Here is an 18642-nt window from a genome sequence, read left to right as displayed (position 1 = left end):
ATCATGAAATGCAACAAACTCGTTATTATTCTATTTTGTACTTTGTATTTTTTTAAAGCCAATGCACAAGATTTTAAATTAGGAAATGTTTCAGTTAAGGAACTTCAAGAGAAAAATCATGCGATGGATTCAACTGCCGTAGCAGCTATTCTTTTCGAAAAAGGAGCAGTTCGTTTTGAATATACTCAAGATGATGGTTTCAAAATGATTACAGAAGTTACAACTCGTATTAAAATTTATAAAAAGGAAGGGTATGAATGGGCAAACAAAGCGGTCAGCTATTATATAGGCTCAAATTCGAAAGAAACATTGTCTTTTTCAGATGTTGTTACGTATAATTTGATAAATGGTAAGGTCGAGAAAACAAAACTAAAAAGTGATGGTGAGTTTGATGAAAAAGTCAACAAATATTGGGGGCGAAAAAAAATCACTCTTCCTAATGTAAAAGTTGGGTCTGTTGTCGAATTCAAGTACGTAGTGCGTTCATCCCGTTTTAGCGAGTTAACAGAGTGGAGTTTTCAATCTAGTATTCCGGTAAATTATTCGGAGTTTAAAACTTTCATTCCAGAGTATTTTGATTACAATCCAAACATAAAAGGCTTTGTCTCTCCAAACATAACTAAGGAGAAAAGTAGTAAATCTTTAAGTTATTCGTACAAACCAAAGGTAATGCCGGGAGATAACTTGCATACATCTACTTCCCAAGAAAAGTTAGAATTTGTAGAAACCAGAACGGTTTATATTGCAGAAAATCTTCCTGCAATGAAAGAGGAAGCTTATGTGAATAACATTGCAAATTACACTACAAGTGTTTCTCACGAACTTTCAGTTGTAAAATTTCCAAATCAACCATATCAGACATTATCTACCGATTGGCCATCCGTTACCAAAACAATTTATGATTATGAGGACTTTGGACCTGAATTAAATAAAACAGGGTACTTTGAGGAAGATTTAAAAGTTGTTCTTGCCGGGCTTTCTTCTGCTGAAGAAAAGATTTTGGCAATTTTTAACCATGTGAAAGAATCTGTAAAATGGAATGATTATTATGGGTATTCTTGTGATGATGGTGTCAAAAAAGCGTACAAGGATAAAATAGGTAATGTGGCCGAAATTAATCTGATGCTTACAGCGATGCTGCGTCATGTGGGCCTAACTGCGAATCCTGTTCTTGTGAGTACCCGTTCTAACGGGATTGCATTTTTTCCAAACCGAACTGCTTTCAATTATGTTATTGCTGCCGTAGAAACGCCTAATGGTCTTGTTTTACTGGATGCTACGGATCCATTTTCTACTCCAAATATCTTGCCGTTAAGAGCTTTGAATTGGGTAGGAAGATTGATTCGTAAAGACGGTACTTCGATAGAAGTCGATTTAATGCCTAAAGCTCCCTCTAACGACGTAGTGATTATGAATTATGAAATTGATGCTAAAGGGGAAGTATCAGGTATGCTGAAACGTCAAAGAACAGATTACAATGCTATTATTTTCAGGGGAAATACTAAGAATATCAAAGAAGATACTTATCTGGAGAAATTAGAGAATGAAAATGATAAAATTGAAATAAGTGACTATTCAAGAACAAATGAAAAGGACTTAAAGTTGCCAATCTTAGAAAATTTTGCGTTTTCAGGTTCGAATTTTAGCGAGATTATTGGAGAATCGATTTATATAAATCCAATGTTGTTTTTTGCCGAGACACAAAATCCTTTCAAACAAGAAATTAGAGCGTATCCAGTAGATTATGGATTTCCTTTTTTAGATAAATACAACATAACAATTAAAATTCCTGACGGGTATAAAGTGGAGTCTTTGCCAACTTCGGTACTTCTTAATATGGAAGATAATTTAGGAGGATTTAAATTTATGATAAATACATCAGATAATTCGATTCAATTAGTACTAACACATCAAATAAACGTACCAATCGTTATTGCAGATTATTATCCAATGTTAAAAGAATTTTATCAAAAAATGATTGAAAAGCAAAATGAAAAAATAGTGCTAAAAAAAGTGTAGTTAAATGAAAATTATCAAACTTACAGCATTGTTAATTCCTGTTCTGTTTGTTACGGAAGCAAATTCACAAAATTTTGAACTAGGAAAAGTTTCAAACAAAGAGCTTTTAGAAAAATTTCATCCAGAGGATACAACAGCCGTCGCCGCAGTTTTGTTTAAAAAAGCTAAAACCATTTTTAAATATAATTTAAGTAGAGGTTTTACAGTTAATCATGAATATACATATAGAATCAAAATATACAAAAAAGAAGGTTTGAGTTGGGCAAATTTTGAAGTCCCACATTATGTAGGGTACGAGGATATGAATGATGAATCTGTAAAGTTTTCAAATGTAGTAACGTATAATATAGAGGATGGTACAGTAGTGAAAACAAAGCTAAACGGCGAAGGAAGTTTCAAGAAAAATGTAAATGAATATTGGAATCTAGCAACGATAGCAATGCCTAATGTCAAAGTAGGTTCGGTCATAGAGTTTAAATATATATTAAAATCTGAAAATATTGTAAAATTTCCTGTTTATGATAACCAATATGATATTCCGATAAATTATTCAGAATACATAACTGAGATACCAGAATTTTTTATTTATAAGCCAGTTTTGACTGGATATGTAAAAGTTAAATCGGACTCGAAATTCGTCAATGGCTCTCAAAGTTATGAAGATCAGTACAAAAGAACTACCAATTTAAGTTATAAACAGATCAATAGTAGTTATATAACGGAAAACATACCGGCAATCAAAGAAGAAGATTATGTTGATAATATCAGAAATTATAGATCTTCTATTCAAAATGAGTTAGAGAGAACACGTTTTCCTGAACAACCAGTGAAAGATTATTCAATAACTTGGGAAGGAGTTGCAAAAACTATTTTTGAAAATGAAAATTTCGGAAAGGAAATTAATGAACAGCTTTATCTTATTCAAGATATTAAAATGATCCTTAAAAATGCTGTTTCTAATGAAGAGAAGTTGGATATCATTTTTAAATTTGTTCAAAGCAAAATGAATTGGAATAAAGAAAACGGTTATTTTACAGAAAAAGGAGTAAAACAGGCCTATCTGGACAAAACAGGAAATGTTGCTGAAATAAATTTTATTTTAATAGCAATGTTGAAGTTAGCGGGTATAAATGCCAATCCTGTTTTGATAAGTACTGTAGAACATGGTGTTCCTGCTTTTCCCAATAGAACAGTTTTTAATTATGTAATTGCAGCAGCTGATCTTGATGGAAAACAAATTTTGTTAGATGCAACACATAAATATACGACACAGAATATTTTGCCTTTGAATGTATTAAACTGGACCGGACGACTCCTTAAACAAGACGGAACTTCTCAAGAGGTTAATCTTGTGCCAACTATGCTATCTAAAGTAAATTATACTTTGATGACAAAATTTAACAATCTCGGACACATTACAGGTAAATTTAGAGTTCAAAAAATGGCCTACGAAGCATATAGTTTTAGAGAAAAAAATGCCCGGCAAAATGAAGAAAATTATCTTGAAAAATTAGAAAATAATTTGGAAGGAATACTGATTACTGACTACAGTGTAGAAAATAGAGATACTGATCTGTCAAAACCTGTCATAGAAACTTTTACTTTTACCTCAGAAAATCATTGTGAAATTATAGGAGGTAAAATGTTTATTGATCCTCTATTATTTTTTACGTTAAAGAAAAACCCATTTGTTCAGGAGAAAAGGCAAATGCCTATTTATTTTGGGTATCCAAAGCAGGAAAAATACAACATAAATCTAGAAATTCCTGAGGGTTATTTAGTTGAATCTATTCCGAAATCAATAAAGATAGCTACCGAAGACAATGTGATTTTATTTTTAATTAATACTCAGGTAGAAGGCAATAAAATCCAAATTATTATTACAAAAGAAATAAATGCATCAATTTTGTCGGCAGAGTATTATGATGATTTAAAAAGTTTTTTTCAAAAAATTATTGATAAACAAAACGAGAAAATTGTACTTAAAAAAATAGAACCATGAACCTAAAAAATTCCCAACTAGACGTTGACACTTGGATTAAAGAACACGGTGTTCGTTACTTTAACGAACTAACTAATATGGCACAACTTACCGAAGAAGTAGGGGAAGTAGCCCGAATCATTGCCCGCCGTTATGGCGAACAATCTGAAAAAGAAAGCGATAAAAATAAAGACCTTGGCGAAGAATTAGCCGATGTAGTTTTTGTGGTATTGTGTTTGGCAAACCAAACCGGAATCGATTTACAAGCCGCTTTCGATAAAAAGATGGATTTGAAATCCGTTAGAGACAAAGACCGTCACAAAAACAATGAAAAACTCAAATAATTTGTGAAGTATAAATTATGAATTATAAATGCGGATTGGTAAATTGCGAACTTGAATTATACCACTCATAATTCATAATTCATAACTCATAATTAGCTACATGAATTTAAAATTAAGTACGAATTCACAATTCACAATTGATAATTCACAATTAAATATTACTGGTTCAAAAAGCGAAACCAACCGATTATTATTATTACAAGCGTTGTTCCCCAATATTACTTTAGCTAATACTTCTAATTCTGATGACAGCGAAGTCATGCAAAAAGCGTTGAAAGGAAACGAGGAAATTGTAGATATTCATCATGCGGGAACGGCAATGCGGTTCTTAACGGCGTATTTTGCTGTAAACGAAGGTCGCGAAGTTGTGTTGACTGGCTCTCAACGAATGACCGAGCGTCCAATAAAAGTTTTGGTAGAAGCCTTGGAGCAATTGGGTGCGAAAATCTCCTACGAGAAAGAAGTTGGTTATCCGCCTATCCGAATCAAAGGTCAGAAGATCATTGCTTCTAAAGTGAATATTCCTGCCAATGTAAGCAGTCAATACATATCGGCATTATTATTAGTGGCGCCAAAACTGGAAAACGGTATCGAAATCACTTTAGTAGGTGAAATTACTTCGGTTCCTTATATCAAAATGACATTGGCTTTGTTGAATGATTTGGATATAAAAACTAGTTTCGAAGGAAATGTAATTACGGTTTATCCAAAACAAGAGGTAGCATCAAAAGTAATGACCGTAGAATCCGACTGGAGTTCTGCTTCATACTTTTTTAGTCTGGCTGCCTTGGCCGAAAATGCTACTATTTCATTAAATAGTTATAAAAAAACCAGTTTGCAAGGTGATTCAGCTTTGGTTGAAATCTACAAACAAATGGGTGTTGAAACGCATTTTGAAGGAAACAAAATGACGTTGGTAAAACAGTCTGATTTTAAACCGGAAACTTTAAACTTAGAATTGAATAATACACCAGATATCGCCCAAACCATTGTGGTTACTTGCCTTGGATTAGGAATTGGTTGCCATCTGACAGGACTTCATACCTTGAAAATTAAAGAAACGGACCGACTTGAAGCACTTAGAATTGAGTTGACAAAATTGGGAGCGAATATATCGGTGACCAATGATAGTTTGACGCTTCTGGCTTCAAACCAAATCAATCCTAATGTTAAAATTGCGACTTATAACGATCACCGTATGGCGATGGCATTTGCACCATTAGCTATAAAAGTGCCAATTATCATCGAAAACGCGGAAGTAGTTTCTAAATCATACCCTGATTTTTGGAATGATTTAAAAAGTTTAGGTTTCGAAATTTCGTAACATACCCTCAATTCATTGGGCGAAAAGATGTTTTCCTTCTCCCTCTTCTTTGGAGAGGGCTGGGGTGAGGAAAAATAAACAGCAAAACACTTGACAACGCCTATCTCACAATCGTATATTTGCAAACTAGGATTAAAGTTGTCATCCTGAGTGCAGACGAAGGACGTAACTTATAATTCATAACTCATAAATATATCAAATGAAATTATCACATTTTCAATTCGATTTGCCAAAAGAACTTCTTGCCGAATATCCAGCTGAAAACAGAGACGAATCTCGTCTAATGGTTATTGATCGCAAGAAAGGAACTATAGAGCATAAAATGTTCAAAGATGTTATCGAGTATTTTGACGAAGGTGATGTTTTAATTCTGAACAACACGAAAGTTTTTCCAGCTCGTTTGTACGGAAATAAAGAAAAAACGGGAGCTAGAATCGAAGTTTTTTTACTTAGAGAATTGAATTCTGAGCAAAGACTTTGGGATGTTTTAGTTGATCCGGCACGTAAAATTAGAATTGGTAACAAACTATATTTTGGAGATGACGATTCATTAGTGGCTGAGGTTATCGACAATACCACTTCTCGTGGAAGAACATTGCGTTTCCTTTACGATGGTTCGTATGAAGAATTCAGAAATAAATTAACAGAACTTGGAGAAACTCCAATCCCAAAATACATTTCTAGAGATGTAACTCCGGAAGATGCGGAACGTTACCAAACTATTTATGCTAAAGAAGAAGGAGCTGTTGCGGCGCCAACTGCAGGATTGCACTTCTCGAAGCACTTATTGAAAAAACTGGAAATCAAAGGAATCAAATTTGCCGAAGTTACGCTTCACGTAGGTTTGGGAACTTTCAATCCTGTTGAGGTTGAAGATTTATCAAAACACAAAATGGATTCTGAGGAATTAAAAATTACTCAGGAAGCCTGTGATATTGTGAATGAAGCCAAAGCTAAAAAGAAACGTATTTGTACCGTAGGAACTACTTCTATGCGTGCCGTTGAAAGCTCAGTTTCGTCACAAAACACCTTGAATCCGTTTGACGGGTGGACAAACAAATTCGTTTTTCCTCCTCATGATTTCACGATTCCAACGTGTATGATTACTAATTTCCACACGCCAAAATCAACTTTATTAATGATGGTTTCCGCATTTTGTGGTCATGATTTAATGAAAAAAGCATACGCAGAAGCTATCGAAAAAGAATACAAATTCTATTCTTATGGTGATGCAATGCTAATCATTTAATCTGAATTCAGTTCAGATTCTAAATATTAAAATCTCGTCAGCAATGGCGAGTTTTTTTGTTTTTTGAGGGTGTGTGTCCCGCTGAAGAAGCGGGTCGGGCTATACGCTGTATCCACGCTAAAAAGCGTGGGATGCCGCTTCTATCCCTCACACAAAATAATCAGGGATGAATTAAAATTTGTATTCCTAATTCACTTGATACACCAGTCGAACCGTGATATTAGCCGTTTTGTTTTTCGATTGCGTATTAAATGAACCGCCATAAGAAAAATCTTCCGATGAGTTTTGACCCGTAATTTGAAAAACTCCCATATCCGATTTTTTTAAATTTCCTAAACTTGCATCAGCATTTTCAGCAATACTTTTCGCTCTGATGCTCGCGTCTTTGGTAGCTTCGGCAATCATTTTTATTTTTAACTCGGCCAGTTTAGTGTAATAATATTCGGGTGGATTTGAATAGAATTCTACTCCGGAATTAATCAATTCACTGGATTGTCTTGATAATTCCTCAATTTTATTTACTTCCTTAGATTGAATGCTTACACTTTGAGTTAAAGTAAATCCAGTGAATATTTGCTGTCTTGTAGTTCCGTTTTCATTAAAGGTAGTTTCAAAATCCTTATTAAAATTCACTGCTGAAAAAACCATTTCATTGGGTGCAATTCCTTTGCCTGATAAATAACTTTTTATTTTTTCTCTGTCAGCATCAAGCGCTGCGTAAGCTTCTTTCAAAGTCATGCTTTTTTTAGAAAATGAGCCGCTCCAAACAATCAAATCCGAAACGAAATCCTTCTTACCCGAGCCAGTAACACTTATCGTATCGTTACTTTTATTTCGATTCTGAAAAGCATTCGAAAATAAATATGAAGAAATTACCACTGCAACGGCAATTATAATAACGTTTAAACTGTTTTTAAGCATAGCAATAAATATTAAATTCAATCAAATATAGTCAAATAATGAGTTGATTATTAATTGCGTATCATTGTTGTGTGATAATTTTTTTTAAATTGATAAAACCTAATATACATAGTCCCTACGGGACAATTTTTAGCGATGTGCCTATTTTATTTGCTACCAATATTTTGCTCCTAACGGAGCTTACCTTATAAAGGTTATGTGTTGGTAGTACGATAGTTCGAAATATGAAAATTGTCCCGTAGGGACTATACCTTATTTTAATCTGATAATAATGAGTCCGCACAGAAATTGGGAACTATTTTTTCTTATCCGGAATTTTAACGCTTTTGGGAGTTATCAATCACCTAAAAGTCTTTTATCTATCGGTCATTTTTTACTACTTTTACAAATCAAAATACAAATCATGATATTCGAAAATACCCTTGAATTTGCTAAAAATCTCGATTCACAAGATCAATTACATAAATACCAAGACGAGTTTATTTTCCCGCAGGTAAATGGAAAAAAGGTGATTTATTTCACTGGAAATTCTTTGGGATTACAACCAAAACGAACAAAAACGTATGTAGATGAGGTGATGAATGACTGGGCAAACCTCGCCGTTGAAGGACATTTTTACAGTGAAAAACCTTGGTGGGATTACCACGAACGATTTGCAAATCCTTTGAGTAAAATTGTGGGTGCACTTCCAAGTGAGGTTACGGTGATGAACACCTTAACAGTAAATCTTCATTTATTGATGGTTTCTTTTTACCGACCAACAAAGACTAGATATAAAATTATTTGCGAGGAAAAAGCATTTCCGTCTGATCAATACATGTTTCAAAGTCAGGTTCATTTTCATTCCCGAAACTTCGGGATAAAACCAGAAGATGCAATTGTGGAAATCAAGCGTCGCGAAGGTGAACACAACATTCGCTTGGAAGATGTTTTGGCTAAAATTGAAGAAGTCGGTGATGAGTTGGCTTTGGTTTTAATTGGTGGAGTGAATTACTACACCGGACAAGTTTTTGATATGAAAACCATAACAGCAGCTGGTCATAAAGCCGGAGCTTATGTGGGATGGGATTTAGCGCATGCTGCAGGAAATGTAAAATTGGAATTACACGATTGGAATGTGGATTTTGCGGCATGGTGCAGTTATAAATACATGAATTCAGGTCCTGGAAATGCTTCAGGATGTTTCATTCACGAAAAACACCACAACAATTCAGAGCTTCCAAGATTTGCTGGTTGGTGGGGACATAATAAAGAACGTCGTTTCAAGATGGAACAAACTTTTGATCCTATTCATGGAGCTGATGGTTGGCAAATTAGTAATCTTCCGGTACTTTCTCTGGCGCCTTATTTAGCATCAGTACACATGTTTGATGAAATTGGAATGGACGCACTAATCCAAAAAAGAGATGCAATTACTTCCTATTTGGAATTTATTCTGCACGAAATAGACAAAGAAGTAGATAGTACTTTCGAAATCATTACACCGTCAAGTCCATCAGAAAGAGCTTCGCAATTATCAGTTTTGCTTCACGGAGAAGGACGCAGTTTGTTCGATTATTTGATGAAAAATGGTGTCATCACAGATTGGCGTGAACCTAATGTTATTCGTCTAGCGCCGGTGCCATTATATACCTCTTTTATAGATATGTATAATTTTGGTCAGATTCTAAAAAATGGAATTTTAGAGTAGCTCTGGCATAGTATTCGATAAGTAGTAGAAAAAGATTCGAATTTTAGAGAGGAAATCAGTAGCCAATTGCACGTTAAAGAGTTCTTGATAGAAATACTTTAAATTTTAAACCTTTATTTAAAGGTTTAAATGTTACTTTGTAAAATCATAAATTAAAAATTTACAACCATGAAATATTTATATATTACAGTATTAGCTCTAGTTATTTTTTCTTGTAAAAACCAGGGAAAAATGGAAATGCAAGAAATACAAGCCAGCGTAGATTCCATTAAAGAAGCGACTGCCGATTCAATGAATGTTGAATTCGAAAAACAAAAAGTCATCGATTCAATGCAAATTGAAATGGCTAAAATTCAAGAAGCCAAAATAGCAACTCAAAAAGAAATTGTTGTCGTTAATCGCCAATCGCCAAGTTCTACCACAACAACTACAAGTTCTACTACAACAAAAAAGAAAGGGTGGAGTAGTACGGCTAAAGGAGCTGTTATTGGTGCCGGAGTTGGAGCTGCAACAGGAGCAATTATCAGTAAGAAAAAAGTGCAAGGAGCTATAATTGGTGGTGTTGCAGGTGCTGGAATTGGTGCTGGAACTGGTGCAATAATAGACGGAAGTAAAAAAGAATAAATTTATTTTATAGGTATTGAAGAGTGTTTGAATTCATATAGAATTCAAACACTCTTTTTTTTGGTTTAATACGAATCCATGCTGTCAATAATTTCGTTTGCTTTTACTTTGATTTTATATAATTCTTCAGGATTAATTTTTTTTAATAAATTCAGCATCATTCCCATGCGTTGATTTCCTTTGAAATACTCTTTTTTCTCATCGAGGAAATTCCAATAAAGCGTATTGAAAGGACAGGCTTTATCACCAAATTTTTCTTTTACATTGTAATGGCATTTGGCACAATTATTACTCATTTTGTTAATGTAACTTCCAGAGGAAACATAGGGTTTGGTGGCAATTATTCCGCCGTCAGCATATTGTGACATGCCTCGTGTGTTGGGCATTTCGACCCATTCAATGGCATCAATGTATACGCCCAAATACCAGGCGTCTACTTCATCAGGATGAATTTGTGTCAGTAGCGCAAAATTCCCTATCACCATGAGACGCTGAATATGATGGGTATAAGCTTCATCTAAGCTCTGATTAATGGCGTGGCTCATGCAATTCATTTTTGTTTTACCGGTCCAGAAGAAATCAGGTAACTTATTTGTATTTTCTAAAACATTCATTTGAGCATAATTGGGCATTTCTTTCCAATATATTCCTCGTATGTATTCGCGCCAACCTAAAATTTGTCTTACGAATCCTTCGACTTGTGAGATAGTTATATCTGTTTCATTGGCATGATAGAAAGAAATAACGGTCTCGATTACTTCTTTTGGCGAAAGCATTTTACTATTCATAGCAAAAGACAAGCGGGAGTGAAAAAGAAATTTTTCATCGGTGTGCATGGCATCTTCGTAATCTCCAAAATGCTTCAACAGATTTTTACAGAAATAATCTAAAACTTCCAACGATTGCTCACGCGAAGTAGGCCAACTGAAATTATCTGGATTGATGTTTCCAAAAGTCACAATTCCTGCTTCTTTGATTTGGGCAACAATTTCAGAAACATTGGTATGAAAATTCTTTTCTTCCGGAACAGGAACTTCACCTTTATATTTTTTTCGATTATCAGCATCAAAGTTCCATTGGTTGCCCAACGGGGTGCTTCCATCCATTAAAACATGATGTTTTTTGCGCATGCTGCGATAAAAATTTTCCATCAGCAACAACTTTTTTCCCTCAAAAAAATCAGAAACTTCGTGACGCGTGGTATAGAAATGTTCCGAGTCAAAAGCTTCAGATTCGATTTTTAAATTGGAACAAATCGTTTTTAATTGTTGGTCCAGTCGGTATTCATCAGGTAATAGGTATTCGAATTTTTGAATATTATATTTTTCAATACAAATGGCAATGATTTTTTCTAAATCTTGTGGATTCTCCACATCGGTAATTTGAAAATAGACTGCTTGATGTCCATTTTCTTTTATCGCTGTGTAAAAATTCCTCATCGACATAAAAAAGGCCACTACTTTTTGGATGTGATGTTTAACATAATCCGTTTCCTGACGCATTTCGGCCAAGACATATATCGTGTTGTCATCACTTTCCTGAAGCCAAGAATGCTTTGAATTGAGCTGATCGCCAAGGATTAAGCGCAGTTTTTTCATTTGTTATTTTTTAAAAAAGGAAGTGGATGGAATTTCCTTTCGGGCATATTGAAAACGATCCACTAATTTGGGTAAACAATACCCATCAAGACCATTTAATGCCACAACATTGCCTCGGTCAATTTGTAACCAGCCATCTTTATGTTCTAATTCTTCTTCAAAAAATAAATTTTCGATTGACGCAATTACATGAATCGTATCATTTTCCTTGATGTAATACTCATTTACGTATTTGCAATACAACTGCACCGGACTTCCTTTTACAAATGGAATTTCAATGTTGTTTTTATACTCTTCTTCCAGATTGGTTTTGTCAAATTCGGAAATCCCCAGTTCATAATTTGCAGAGGTATGGTGCGCATCTTCAATCATATCAACAGTAATGTGGTTTACTGTGAAATATCCGGTGTCTTTGATGTTTTTGTACGTGTCTCTGGGAACAGTTGTTGGACGCATTATGAATCCAATCATGGCAGGATTGCTTCCCAGATGCGTTACACTGCTAAAAATAGCAACATTAGAATTTCCGTCAACGGATTTTGTGGCAAGCAAGTTAGCCGATTTATAACCAGTGCAGGAATTGATTAAATTTAATCTTTCGATTTTTTCCATTTGAGAAATATCGTCTCTTGAAATGTGTTTCATATTTAGTCATATTTGAAACAAATATACTTTTGTTTAATTAAATATAAAATTAATTAAACAAAATATTTTAAATTCATCAATCATTTTTTTGTTACGGTGTCAAATAAACACATTGGAACAAATAGTTTTAAATAACTTCCAAATCCTATATATTTGTTTTTCAATTTATCCAAAGATGAAAATACTTAGAAAAGTCCTTCTTGTTTTGCTTTCGTTAGTAGTTGTTTTAGCGGTAACGATGCTTGTTTATGGTTATTATTTGAAACCAAAATACGATGGCAAGTTACGCTTGAAAAACATTAAGAATGAAACCACCGTTTATTTTGATGAATTTGGTGTTCCTCATATTTATGCGACTACTTCAAAAGATGCCATGGTGGCCTTGGGATATGTGCATGCGCAAGACAGATTGTGGCAAATGGAATTGATGCGTCGTATTGCCCCGGGAAGATTGTCGGAGATTTTTGGTTCAGTGGCATTGAAAAACGATAAATTCTTTGCTGGATTGGGAATCGAAGAAGCTTCTGCCAAAGCGATTGCTGGTTTGGATAAAAACAGTCCCAGTTACCAATTGACGATGGCTTATTTGGAAGGCATTAATCAATACATGGATGAAGGGACTACACCGATAGAGTTCAGTTTGGTGGGCGTCAAAAAAGAGAAATTCACGATTAAAGATGTTTATAATATTTTTGGATACATGTCTTTTAGTTTTGCAATGGCTCAAAAATCAGATCCGTTGTTGACCGATATTCGAAACAAATATGGAATGGAATATTTGAAGGATTTTGGAATTGACGGTTCCTTCAATACTACAAAAATTAAGAATGCCAAAGATAGGCCACAAGAATACGCTGCTATTTCAAAATCAGTAGCGTCGCTTTTGGATCAGTCCCCAATTTCGCCTTTTATAGGAAGTAACAGTTGGGTTATTGCTCCAAAGAAAACGAAAAACGGAAAAGTTATTTTTGCCAATGATCCTCATATTGGTTTTTCACAACCTGGAACTTGGTATGAAGCGCACATTGTTACTCCGGATTTCGAATTGTATGGCTGTTATTTAGCAGGGACTCCGTATCCGTTATTGGGACACAACAGAGATTATGCGTATGGTTTGACCATGTTTGAAAATGATGATATTGATTTGTACCAAGAGCAGAATAATCCGGCTAATGCCAATGAATATAAGACACCAACTGGCTTAAGTGCATATGAAATTCGAAAAAAAACAATCAAAGTAAAAGATTCAGCAGATGTAGTTTTGAACGTAAAAGTGACGCGCCACGGTCCTGTAATGAACGATTTGATAGATGGTTTACAGCAAGACAAACCTGTTTCGATGTCTTGGATTTATACACAGCAACCCATTCAAATTCTTGATGCAGTATATGCGCTTTCACATGCTAAAAATAAATCAGATTTTCAGAAAGGAGTTTCACTAATTGCAGCACCAGGGTTAAATGTAATGTATGGCGATGCCAAGGGAAATGTAGCTTGGTGGGCAACTGGAAAATTATACAAGCATAAAGAAGGAGTGAATCCGAATTTTATTCTCGATGGTGCTAGTGGGGAGGATGATATTGACCAATTTCTGGATTTCTCCAAAAATCCTTCGGCGGTGAATCCCCGATGGAATTACGTGTATTCTGCTAATAATCAACCAGAAGCAATTGACGGATTTTTGTATCCGGGTTATTATCTTCCAGAAGATCGTGCCAAAAGAATCACGCAATTATTGAATCCAAAATCAGATTGGGATATAGCTTCGGTTGGGAAAATGATTTTTGATAATACTTCTTCCGTGGCTCCAAAAGTGGTGAAGAATTTAATATCAAATGTAGATCAGGCATCCCTTTCGGAAAATGAAAAACAAGTTATTAGTATTTTAAAAGATTGGAAAGGTTCTAATAATCTGAGCGATGTAGCTCCTACTATTTATAATAAATGGATTTTTAATTATCTAAAAAATACTTTTGAAGATGAGCTTGGTGCTGAAAATTTCAAAATGTTTTTAGGAACGCACATCATGAAGCAAATTATAGCGAAACAAATCACGAATGAAAAATCGCTTTGGTGGGATAACATCAATACCAAAAATGAGAAAGAAACAAGAAGTCAAATTGTCTCAAAATCATTCAAAGAATCCGTTGCAGCTCTAGAAAACCAATTGGGAAATACAGTTTCGGATTGGACTTGGAATAAAGTACACACTTTAGAACATCAGCATCCGTTGGGGAAAGTAGCGGCTTTAAGAAGTATCTTTAATGTTGGTCCTTTTGAAGTTTCTGGTTCTACGGAAGTAATTAATAATCTGTTTTTTGATTTTACGGATGATGGGAATTACGTCGTAAAAGGAGGTCCGTCAACCAGAAGAATTATTGATTTTTCGGACATAGAAAATAGCTGGAGTATATTGCCTACGGGACAATCCGGTAATCCGTTGAGTGCTCATTATAGCGATCAGGCAGAGTTATATAATGCCGGTAAATTCAGAAGAATGATGCTCAATAAAGAGGAGATTGTTAGAACTTCAACAAAATTGGTTTTTATTCCCCGTAAAAAATGATTCTTTTTAAAGAGCCTAAAATAATAAATCAGTAATTTTGCTTAACTTTTTATAAAAAAATAATGCAAACTCCCATAAAAATAGCGGTTGTAGGTTCAGGATTAGTTGGATCTTTATTGGCTATTTATCTTCGTAAAGCAGGTCATACGGTTCATGTTTACGATAGAAGTCCTGATATTCGAAAAATACAATTTTCTGGTCGTTCCATTAATTTAGCGATGTCTAATCGCGGATGGAAAGCTTTGGATGGAGTAGGAATAGGAAACGAGGTTCGTAAAATTGCGATTCCTATGGAAAAGCGTGCGATTCACCTAGTCGATAAATTCAATTTTCAAAACTACGGTCAGGAAGGTGAATCTATTTACTCGATATCCAGAGGGATTTTGAATAGGAAAATGATTGATTTGGCGGAAGCTGCCGGAGCAGAATTCTTTTTTGAACAAAAAATATGGGATGTTTCACTTGATGATGCAACCCTTCATATTGGTGAAACAGAACGTGGTGCTTGGGAAGATAAAAAATACGATATGGTTTTTGGTGCTGACGGTGCTTTTTCAAGGATTCGTCACCGCATGCAACGCCAAAGCATGTTTGACTACTCACAAGAATTTTTGCCTATTGGTTACAAGGAGTTAAATATTCCTGCAAATGCTGACGGAACACATAAATTAGATAAAAATTCATTTCACATTTGGCCTCGCGGTGAATACATGTTGATTGCGTTGCCTAATTTAGACGGAAGTTTTACCTGTACTTTGTTTATGCCTTTTGAAGGAGAAAATTCTTTTGCATCCTTAAATGACATAAAATTAGTGGAGGCTTTTTTCGAAAAAAACTTACCGGATACTATTGATGTAATTCCAAAACTTGCGGAAGATTTCTTTAAGAATCCAACAAGTACATTAGTAACAATGAAATGTTATCCGTGGACTTATGAGGATAAAATCGCACTTATTGGAGATGCCAGTCATGCAATTGTTCCTTTTTATGGACAAGGAATGAATGCTGGTTTTGAAGATATTTCGGTGCTTTATGAAATGATGGAAAAATATGGTGACGATTGGAAATCGATTTTCTCGGAATACCAAAAATCACGTAAACCAAATGCGGATGCGATTGCGGAACTTTCGTATCGTAATTTTTTGGAAATGAGTTCCAAGACAGCTGATGAAAATTTCCTTTTGCAAAAGAAAATTGAAAAATCATTCTCAGATAAGCATCCTGAAAAATGGATTCCTTTATACAGTCGCGTTACTTTTAGTGACCGTCCGTATGCAGAAGCTTTAGCGATAGGAGATTATCAAAACGCCATCATGGAAGAAGTCTTGAAAATGGAAAACATTACTGAAATATGGGATTCAGAAGCTGTTGAAAATAAAATCCTAGAGCTTTTGGGATAATTATTCAGAAGTTGCTAGCTTTATATATCAATAATGTTTTCCGTGTATTGTTGCTTATTCCTCGCGATGTACTTTGGTAAAATCGAAAGCTGGTTTGCAAATCGCAATATATTCACAAGGTTCGTCAAAAGGATTGGAATATTGAACCCGTGTATTCTTCTCGATTTGTATGGATTGCCCTGCTTCCAGTACGATAGTTTCATCGTCAATGATAAATTGCTTTTTACCTTTAATTATATAGGTGTACTCTTCAAATTCAGGAGTTTGAAATGGTTCACTCCATTTAGGTGGTGCAACCATATGAGCGATGGAGATTTCCGCATTATTTGTTGAAGCCTTTCCGTGATGTTCTTCGATTAATTTACCATCGGTAGTGGGAACAACGAAGGGACTATTTTGAATAAAATATTTTTTCATAACTGATTTTATTTTTTAAACATTTTTGATAATACACCAAAAGCGCCTCTGATGAACGTGGCGCTTGTAAGTACTTTTAAAACTGATTTCCCTACTACGCTTGCGGTACTAGGATCACTACTTTGTTTTTTTTCTGGTGCTTTTTGCTGTACTTTTTCTGCAGCTTCTTCCTCAATATTGGTGATTTTTTTATTTAGCATCTCGTAAGCGCTTTCGCGATCAATCAGTTCACTGTATTTTTTTACGAGTTTTGATTTATTGTTGATTTCCTGAATTTCGCTTTCCGTCAATATATCCATTCTGCTCATCGGGGCACGCATCATTGTTGCTGCAAGTGGCGTAGGAATCCCTTTTTCGTTTAATGCAGTAACGAGAGCTTCTCCAATTCCAAGGCTGGTCAGGATTTCATCCGTTTTGTAATAATCGGACGTTGGGTAATTATCAGCGGTTTGTTTAATGGCTTTTCGGTCATTGGCTGTAAAAGCTCTTAAAGCATGTTGTATTTTTAAACCTAATTGTGCCAATACGCCACTTGGAATATCCATCGGGTTTTGTGTGATGAAATAAATCCCGATACCCTTCGAGCGAATTAATTTTACAATGGTTTCAATTTGTTCTAATAAGGTTTTACTTGCTTCGTTGAAAATTAGATGAGCTTCGTCAATAAAGATTACCAATTCTGGTTGGTCAGAATCTCCTTTTTCGGGCATTTGCTGGTAAATTTCAGCTAATAAACTCAACATAAAGGTCGAGAATAACTTAGGTTTGTCTTGAATGTCAGTAAGTCGCAGAATGTTGATATAGCCTTTTCCGTTCTCATCGATGCGCATTAAATCCTCTACATCAAAAGACATTTCTCCAAAAAACAAATCAGCTCCTTGTTGTTCGAGTTCAATTATTTTTCTGAGAATAGTTCCAGTAGTAGATGTGGAAATTTTTCCATAATGTTCTTCAATTTCGTCTTTTCCTTCTTCGGTAATGTAATTGATTACTTTTTTGATGTCCTTTAAATCCAACAAAGGCATTTTATTGTCATCACAATATTTAAAAATAACAGAAATTACTCCGGATTGAGTATCGTTTAAATTTAGAATTCTGGAGAATAATACAGGTCCAAACTCTGATATTGTTGCACGAAGACGTACTCCGTTTTGTTCAGACAAAGTTAAGATTTCAACGGGAAAACTAGCTGTGGAGTAAGGGATGTTGATTTTAGCGTGGCGTTCCGTTATAAATGGTTTTTCCTCACCTTCTTTTGCGATGCCGCTAAAATCACCTTTAATATCCATCATTAAGACTGGAATGCCAAAACTTGATAATTGTTCAGAAAGAACTTGAATGGTTTTTGTTTTCCCGGTTCCGGTAGCTCCGGCGATCAAACCATGACGGTTCAAGGTTTTTAATGGGATTTTTACATGAGCATCTAGCAAGGCTTCTCCGTCTAAAATGGCTCCGCCCAAAGTAATACTTTCTCCTTTACTAGAGTATCCTTCAGTAATATGTTTCGCGAAATCTTCTTTTTTGCTCATAATCAAGTTGTATTTAAAACATATGCAAGATATTATTTTTTTTCTCTAATGGGTAATTGTAATGGATATTGCAGTTTTCCTGCTTATTAATTGTTAATATGACAAAATAACCATTTTCTGGCTAATTAGCTTGTTATTGATATATTGTGTTAATTATTCTTAAAAAAATATGGTATTTTGTGTAAAACAGTGTTTTCTTTTATGTAAACTTACAGAAATGCAAGCCATTCAATCATAAATATGTTTTTAAAATTAATTTAATAATAATTAAATAAAAAAAAGTTTTTTTATTTGAACTAAAAATATAAATTTGCTCCACTACAAGTTTAATATAA

General features: G+C 34.6%; 14 protein-coding genes. 9 read left to right on the top strand and 5 right to left on the bottom strand.

Going from position 1 to position 18642, the window contains the following annotated elements; genetic code table 11:
• The first annotated feature begins 3 nt into the window (after window positions 1–3).
• From E0F89_RS08580 to queA, 5 genes are all read left to right on the top strand, one after another.
• The gene (locus E0F89_RS08580) at window positions 4–2019 is read left to right on the top strand and encodes a DUF3857 domain-containing protein (RefSeq protein WP_131909398.1); all 2016 of its coding nucleotides are present in this window, start codon (window positions 4–6) and stop codon (window positions 2017–2019) included.
• A gap of 4 nt (window positions 2020–2023) precedes the next feature.
• Window positions 2024–4021: a DUF3857 domain-containing protein gene (locus E0F89_RS08575; RefSeq protein ID WP_131909397.1), complete on the top strand. Its 1998-nt coding sequence runs from the start codon at window positions 2024–2026 to the stop codon at window positions 4019–4021.
• The gene (locus E0F89_RS08570; RefSeq protein WP_039110839.1) at window positions 4018–4344 is read left to right on the top strand and encodes a nucleotide pyrophosphohydrolase; all 327 of its coding nucleotides are present in this window, start codon (window positions 4018–4020) and stop codon (window positions 4342–4344) included. The genes E0F89_RS08575 and E0F89_RS08570 overlap by 4 nt, the downstream gene beginning before the upstream one ends.
• Before the next feature lie 100 nt (window positions 4345–4444).
• Window positions 4445–5668 carry a 3-phosphoshikimate 1-carboxyvinyltransferase gene (gene aroA, locus E0F89_RS08565; protein ID WP_131909396.1) on the top strand — a complete coding sequence of 408 codons (1224 nt, stop codon included), beginning with the start codon at window positions 4445–4447 and terminating at the stop codon, window positions 5666–5668.
• 199 nt (window positions 5669–5867) lie between these two features.
• Window positions 5868–6917, top strand: coding sequence for a tRNA preQ1(34) S-adenosylmethionine ribosyltransferase-isomerase QueA (gene queA, locus E0F89_RS08560; RefSeq protein ID WP_131909395.1), 1050 nt, complete (start codon window positions 5868–5870; stop codon window positions 6915–6917).
• A gap of 186 nt (window positions 6918–7103) precedes the next feature.
• Here the strand turns inward: queA and E0F89_RS08555 are convergent, their stop codons facing one another.
• Window positions 7104–7838, bottom strand: coding sequence for an SIMPL domain-containing protein (locus E0F89_RS08555; RefSeq protein ID WP_131909394.1), 735 nt, complete (start codon window positions 7836–7838; stop codon window positions 7104–7106).
• A gap of 403 nt (window positions 7839–8241) precedes the next feature.
• Between E0F89_RS08555 and kynU the strand changes: the two genes are divergently transcribed.
• Both kynU and E0F89_RS08545 read left to right on the top strand, forming a co-directional pair.
• Window positions 8242–9528, top strand: coding sequence for a kynureninase (gene kynU / locus E0F89_RS08550; protein WP_131909393.1), 1287 nt, complete (start codon window positions 8242–8244; stop codon window positions 9526–9528).
• Between the two features lie 231 nt (window positions 9529–9759).
• The gene (locus tag E0F89_RS08545) at window positions 9760–10152 is read left to right on the top strand and encodes a glycine zipper family protein (RefSeq protein ID WP_317126093.1); all 393 of its coding nucleotides are present in this window, start codon (window positions 9760–9762) and stop codon (window positions 10150–10152) included.
• Between the two features lie 65 nt (window positions 10153–10217).
• Here the strand turns inward: E0F89_RS08545 and E0F89_RS08540 are convergent, their stop codons facing one another.
• Window positions 10218–11750, bottom strand: coding sequence for a cryptochrome/photolyase family protein (locus E0F89_RS08540; protein WP_131909391.1), 1533 nt, complete (start codon window positions 11748–11750; stop codon window positions 10218–10220).
• A gap of 3 nt (window positions 11751–11753) precedes the next feature.
• Complete coding sequence (locus E0F89_RS08535) at window positions 11754–12395, bottom strand: flavin reductase family protein (protein ID WP_131909390.1); 642 nt, start codon at window positions 12393–12395, stop codon at window positions 11754–11756.
• A gap of 175 nt (window positions 12396–12570) precedes the next feature.
• Here E0F89_RS08535 and E0F89_RS08530 point away from each other — a divergent pair, with 175 nt between their 5' ends.
• The gene (locus E0F89_RS08530) at window positions 12571–14961 is read left to right on the top strand and encodes a penicillin acylase family protein (protein WP_131909389.1); all 2391 of its coding nucleotides are present in this window, start codon (window positions 12571–12573) and stop codon (window positions 14959–14961) included.
• A gap of 62 nt (window positions 14962–15023) precedes the next feature.
• Complete coding sequence (locus E0F89_RS08525) at window positions 15024–16361, top strand: FAD-dependent oxidoreductase (protein ID WP_131909388.1); 1338 nt, start codon at window positions 15024–15026, stop codon at window positions 16359–16361.
• Between the two features lie 54 nt (window positions 16362–16415).
• Here E0F89_RS08525 and E0F89_RS08520 read toward each other — a convergent pair whose 3' ends face one another.
• Window positions 16416–16778: a cupin domain-containing protein gene (locus tag E0F89_RS08520; RefSeq protein WP_131909387.1), complete on the bottom strand. Its 363-nt coding sequence runs from the start codon at window positions 16776–16778 to the stop codon at window positions 16416–16418.
• An 8-nt stretch (window positions 16779–16786) separates the two neighbouring features.
• Entirely contained in the window at window positions 16787–18307 is a 1521-nt protein-coding gene (locus E0F89_RS08515; RefSeq protein WP_131909386.1) for a helicase HerA-like domain-containing protein, read from the bottom strand.
• Window positions 18308–18642: the final 335 nt, after the last annotated feature.

This window comes from Flavobacterium caseinilyticum, assembly GCF_004349085.1.
Classification (GTDB): Bacteria; Bacteroidota; Bacteroidia; order Flavobacteriales; family Flavobacteriaceae; genus Flavobacterium; species Flavobacterium caseinilyticum.
Note: the sequence above shows the minus strand (reverse complement) of the source record. Positions and strands in the feature narration are given on the sequence as shown.

Coding starts and splice junctions, on each gene's coding strand:
- E0F89_RS08535 (WP_131909390.1), bottom strand. CDS start 12,395: ATGAAACACATTTCAAGAGACGATATTTCTCAAATGGAAAAAATCGAA.
- kynU (WP_131909393.1), top strand. CDS start 8,242: ATGATATTCGAAAATACCCTTGAATTTGCTAAAAATCTCGATTCACAA.
- queA (WP_131909395.1), top strand. CDS start 5,868: ATGAAATTATCACATTTTCAATTCGATTTGCCAAAAGAACTTCTTGCC.
- E0F89_RS08545 (WP_317126093.1), top strand. CDS start 9,760: ATGGAAATGCAAGAAATACAAGCCAGCGTAGATTCCATTAAAGAAGCG.
- E0F89_RS08570 (WP_039110839.1), top strand. CDS start 4,018: ATGAACCTAAAAAATTCCCAACTAGACGTTGACACTTGGATTAAAGAA.
- E0F89_RS08530 (WP_131909389.1), top strand. CDS start 12,571: ATGAAAATACTTAGAAAAGTCCTTCTTGTTTTGCTTTCGTTAGTAGTT.
- E0F89_RS08520 (WP_131909387.1), bottom strand. CDS start 16,778: ATGAAAAAATATTTTATTCAAAATAGTCCCTTCGTTGTTCCCACTACC.
- E0F89_RS08515 (WP_131909386.1), bottom strand. CDS start 18,307: ATGAGCAAAAAAGAAGATTTCGCGAAACATATTACTGAAGGATACTCT.
- E0F89_RS08555 (WP_131909394.1), bottom strand. CDS start 7,838: ATGCTTAAAAACAGTTTAAACGTTATTATAATTGCCGTTGCAGTGGTA.
- E0F89_RS08525 (WP_131909388.1), top strand. CDS start 15,024: ATGCAAACTCCCATAAAAATAGCGGTTGTAGGTTCAGGATTAGTTGGA.
- E0F89_RS08575 (WP_131909397.1), top strand. CDS start 2,024: ATGAAAATTATCAAACTTACAGCATTGTTAATTCCTGTTCTGTTTGTT.
- E0F89_RS08540 (WP_131909391.1), bottom strand. CDS start 11,750: ATGAAAAAACTGCGCTTAATCCTTGGCGATCAGCTCAATTCAAAGCAT.
- E0F89_RS08580 (WP_131909398.1), top strand. CDS start 4: ATGAAATGCAACAAACTCGTTATTATTCTATTTTGTACTTTGTATTTT.
- aroA (WP_131909396.1), top strand. CDS start 4,445: ATGAATTTAAAATTAAGTACGAATTCACAATTCACAATTGATAATTCA.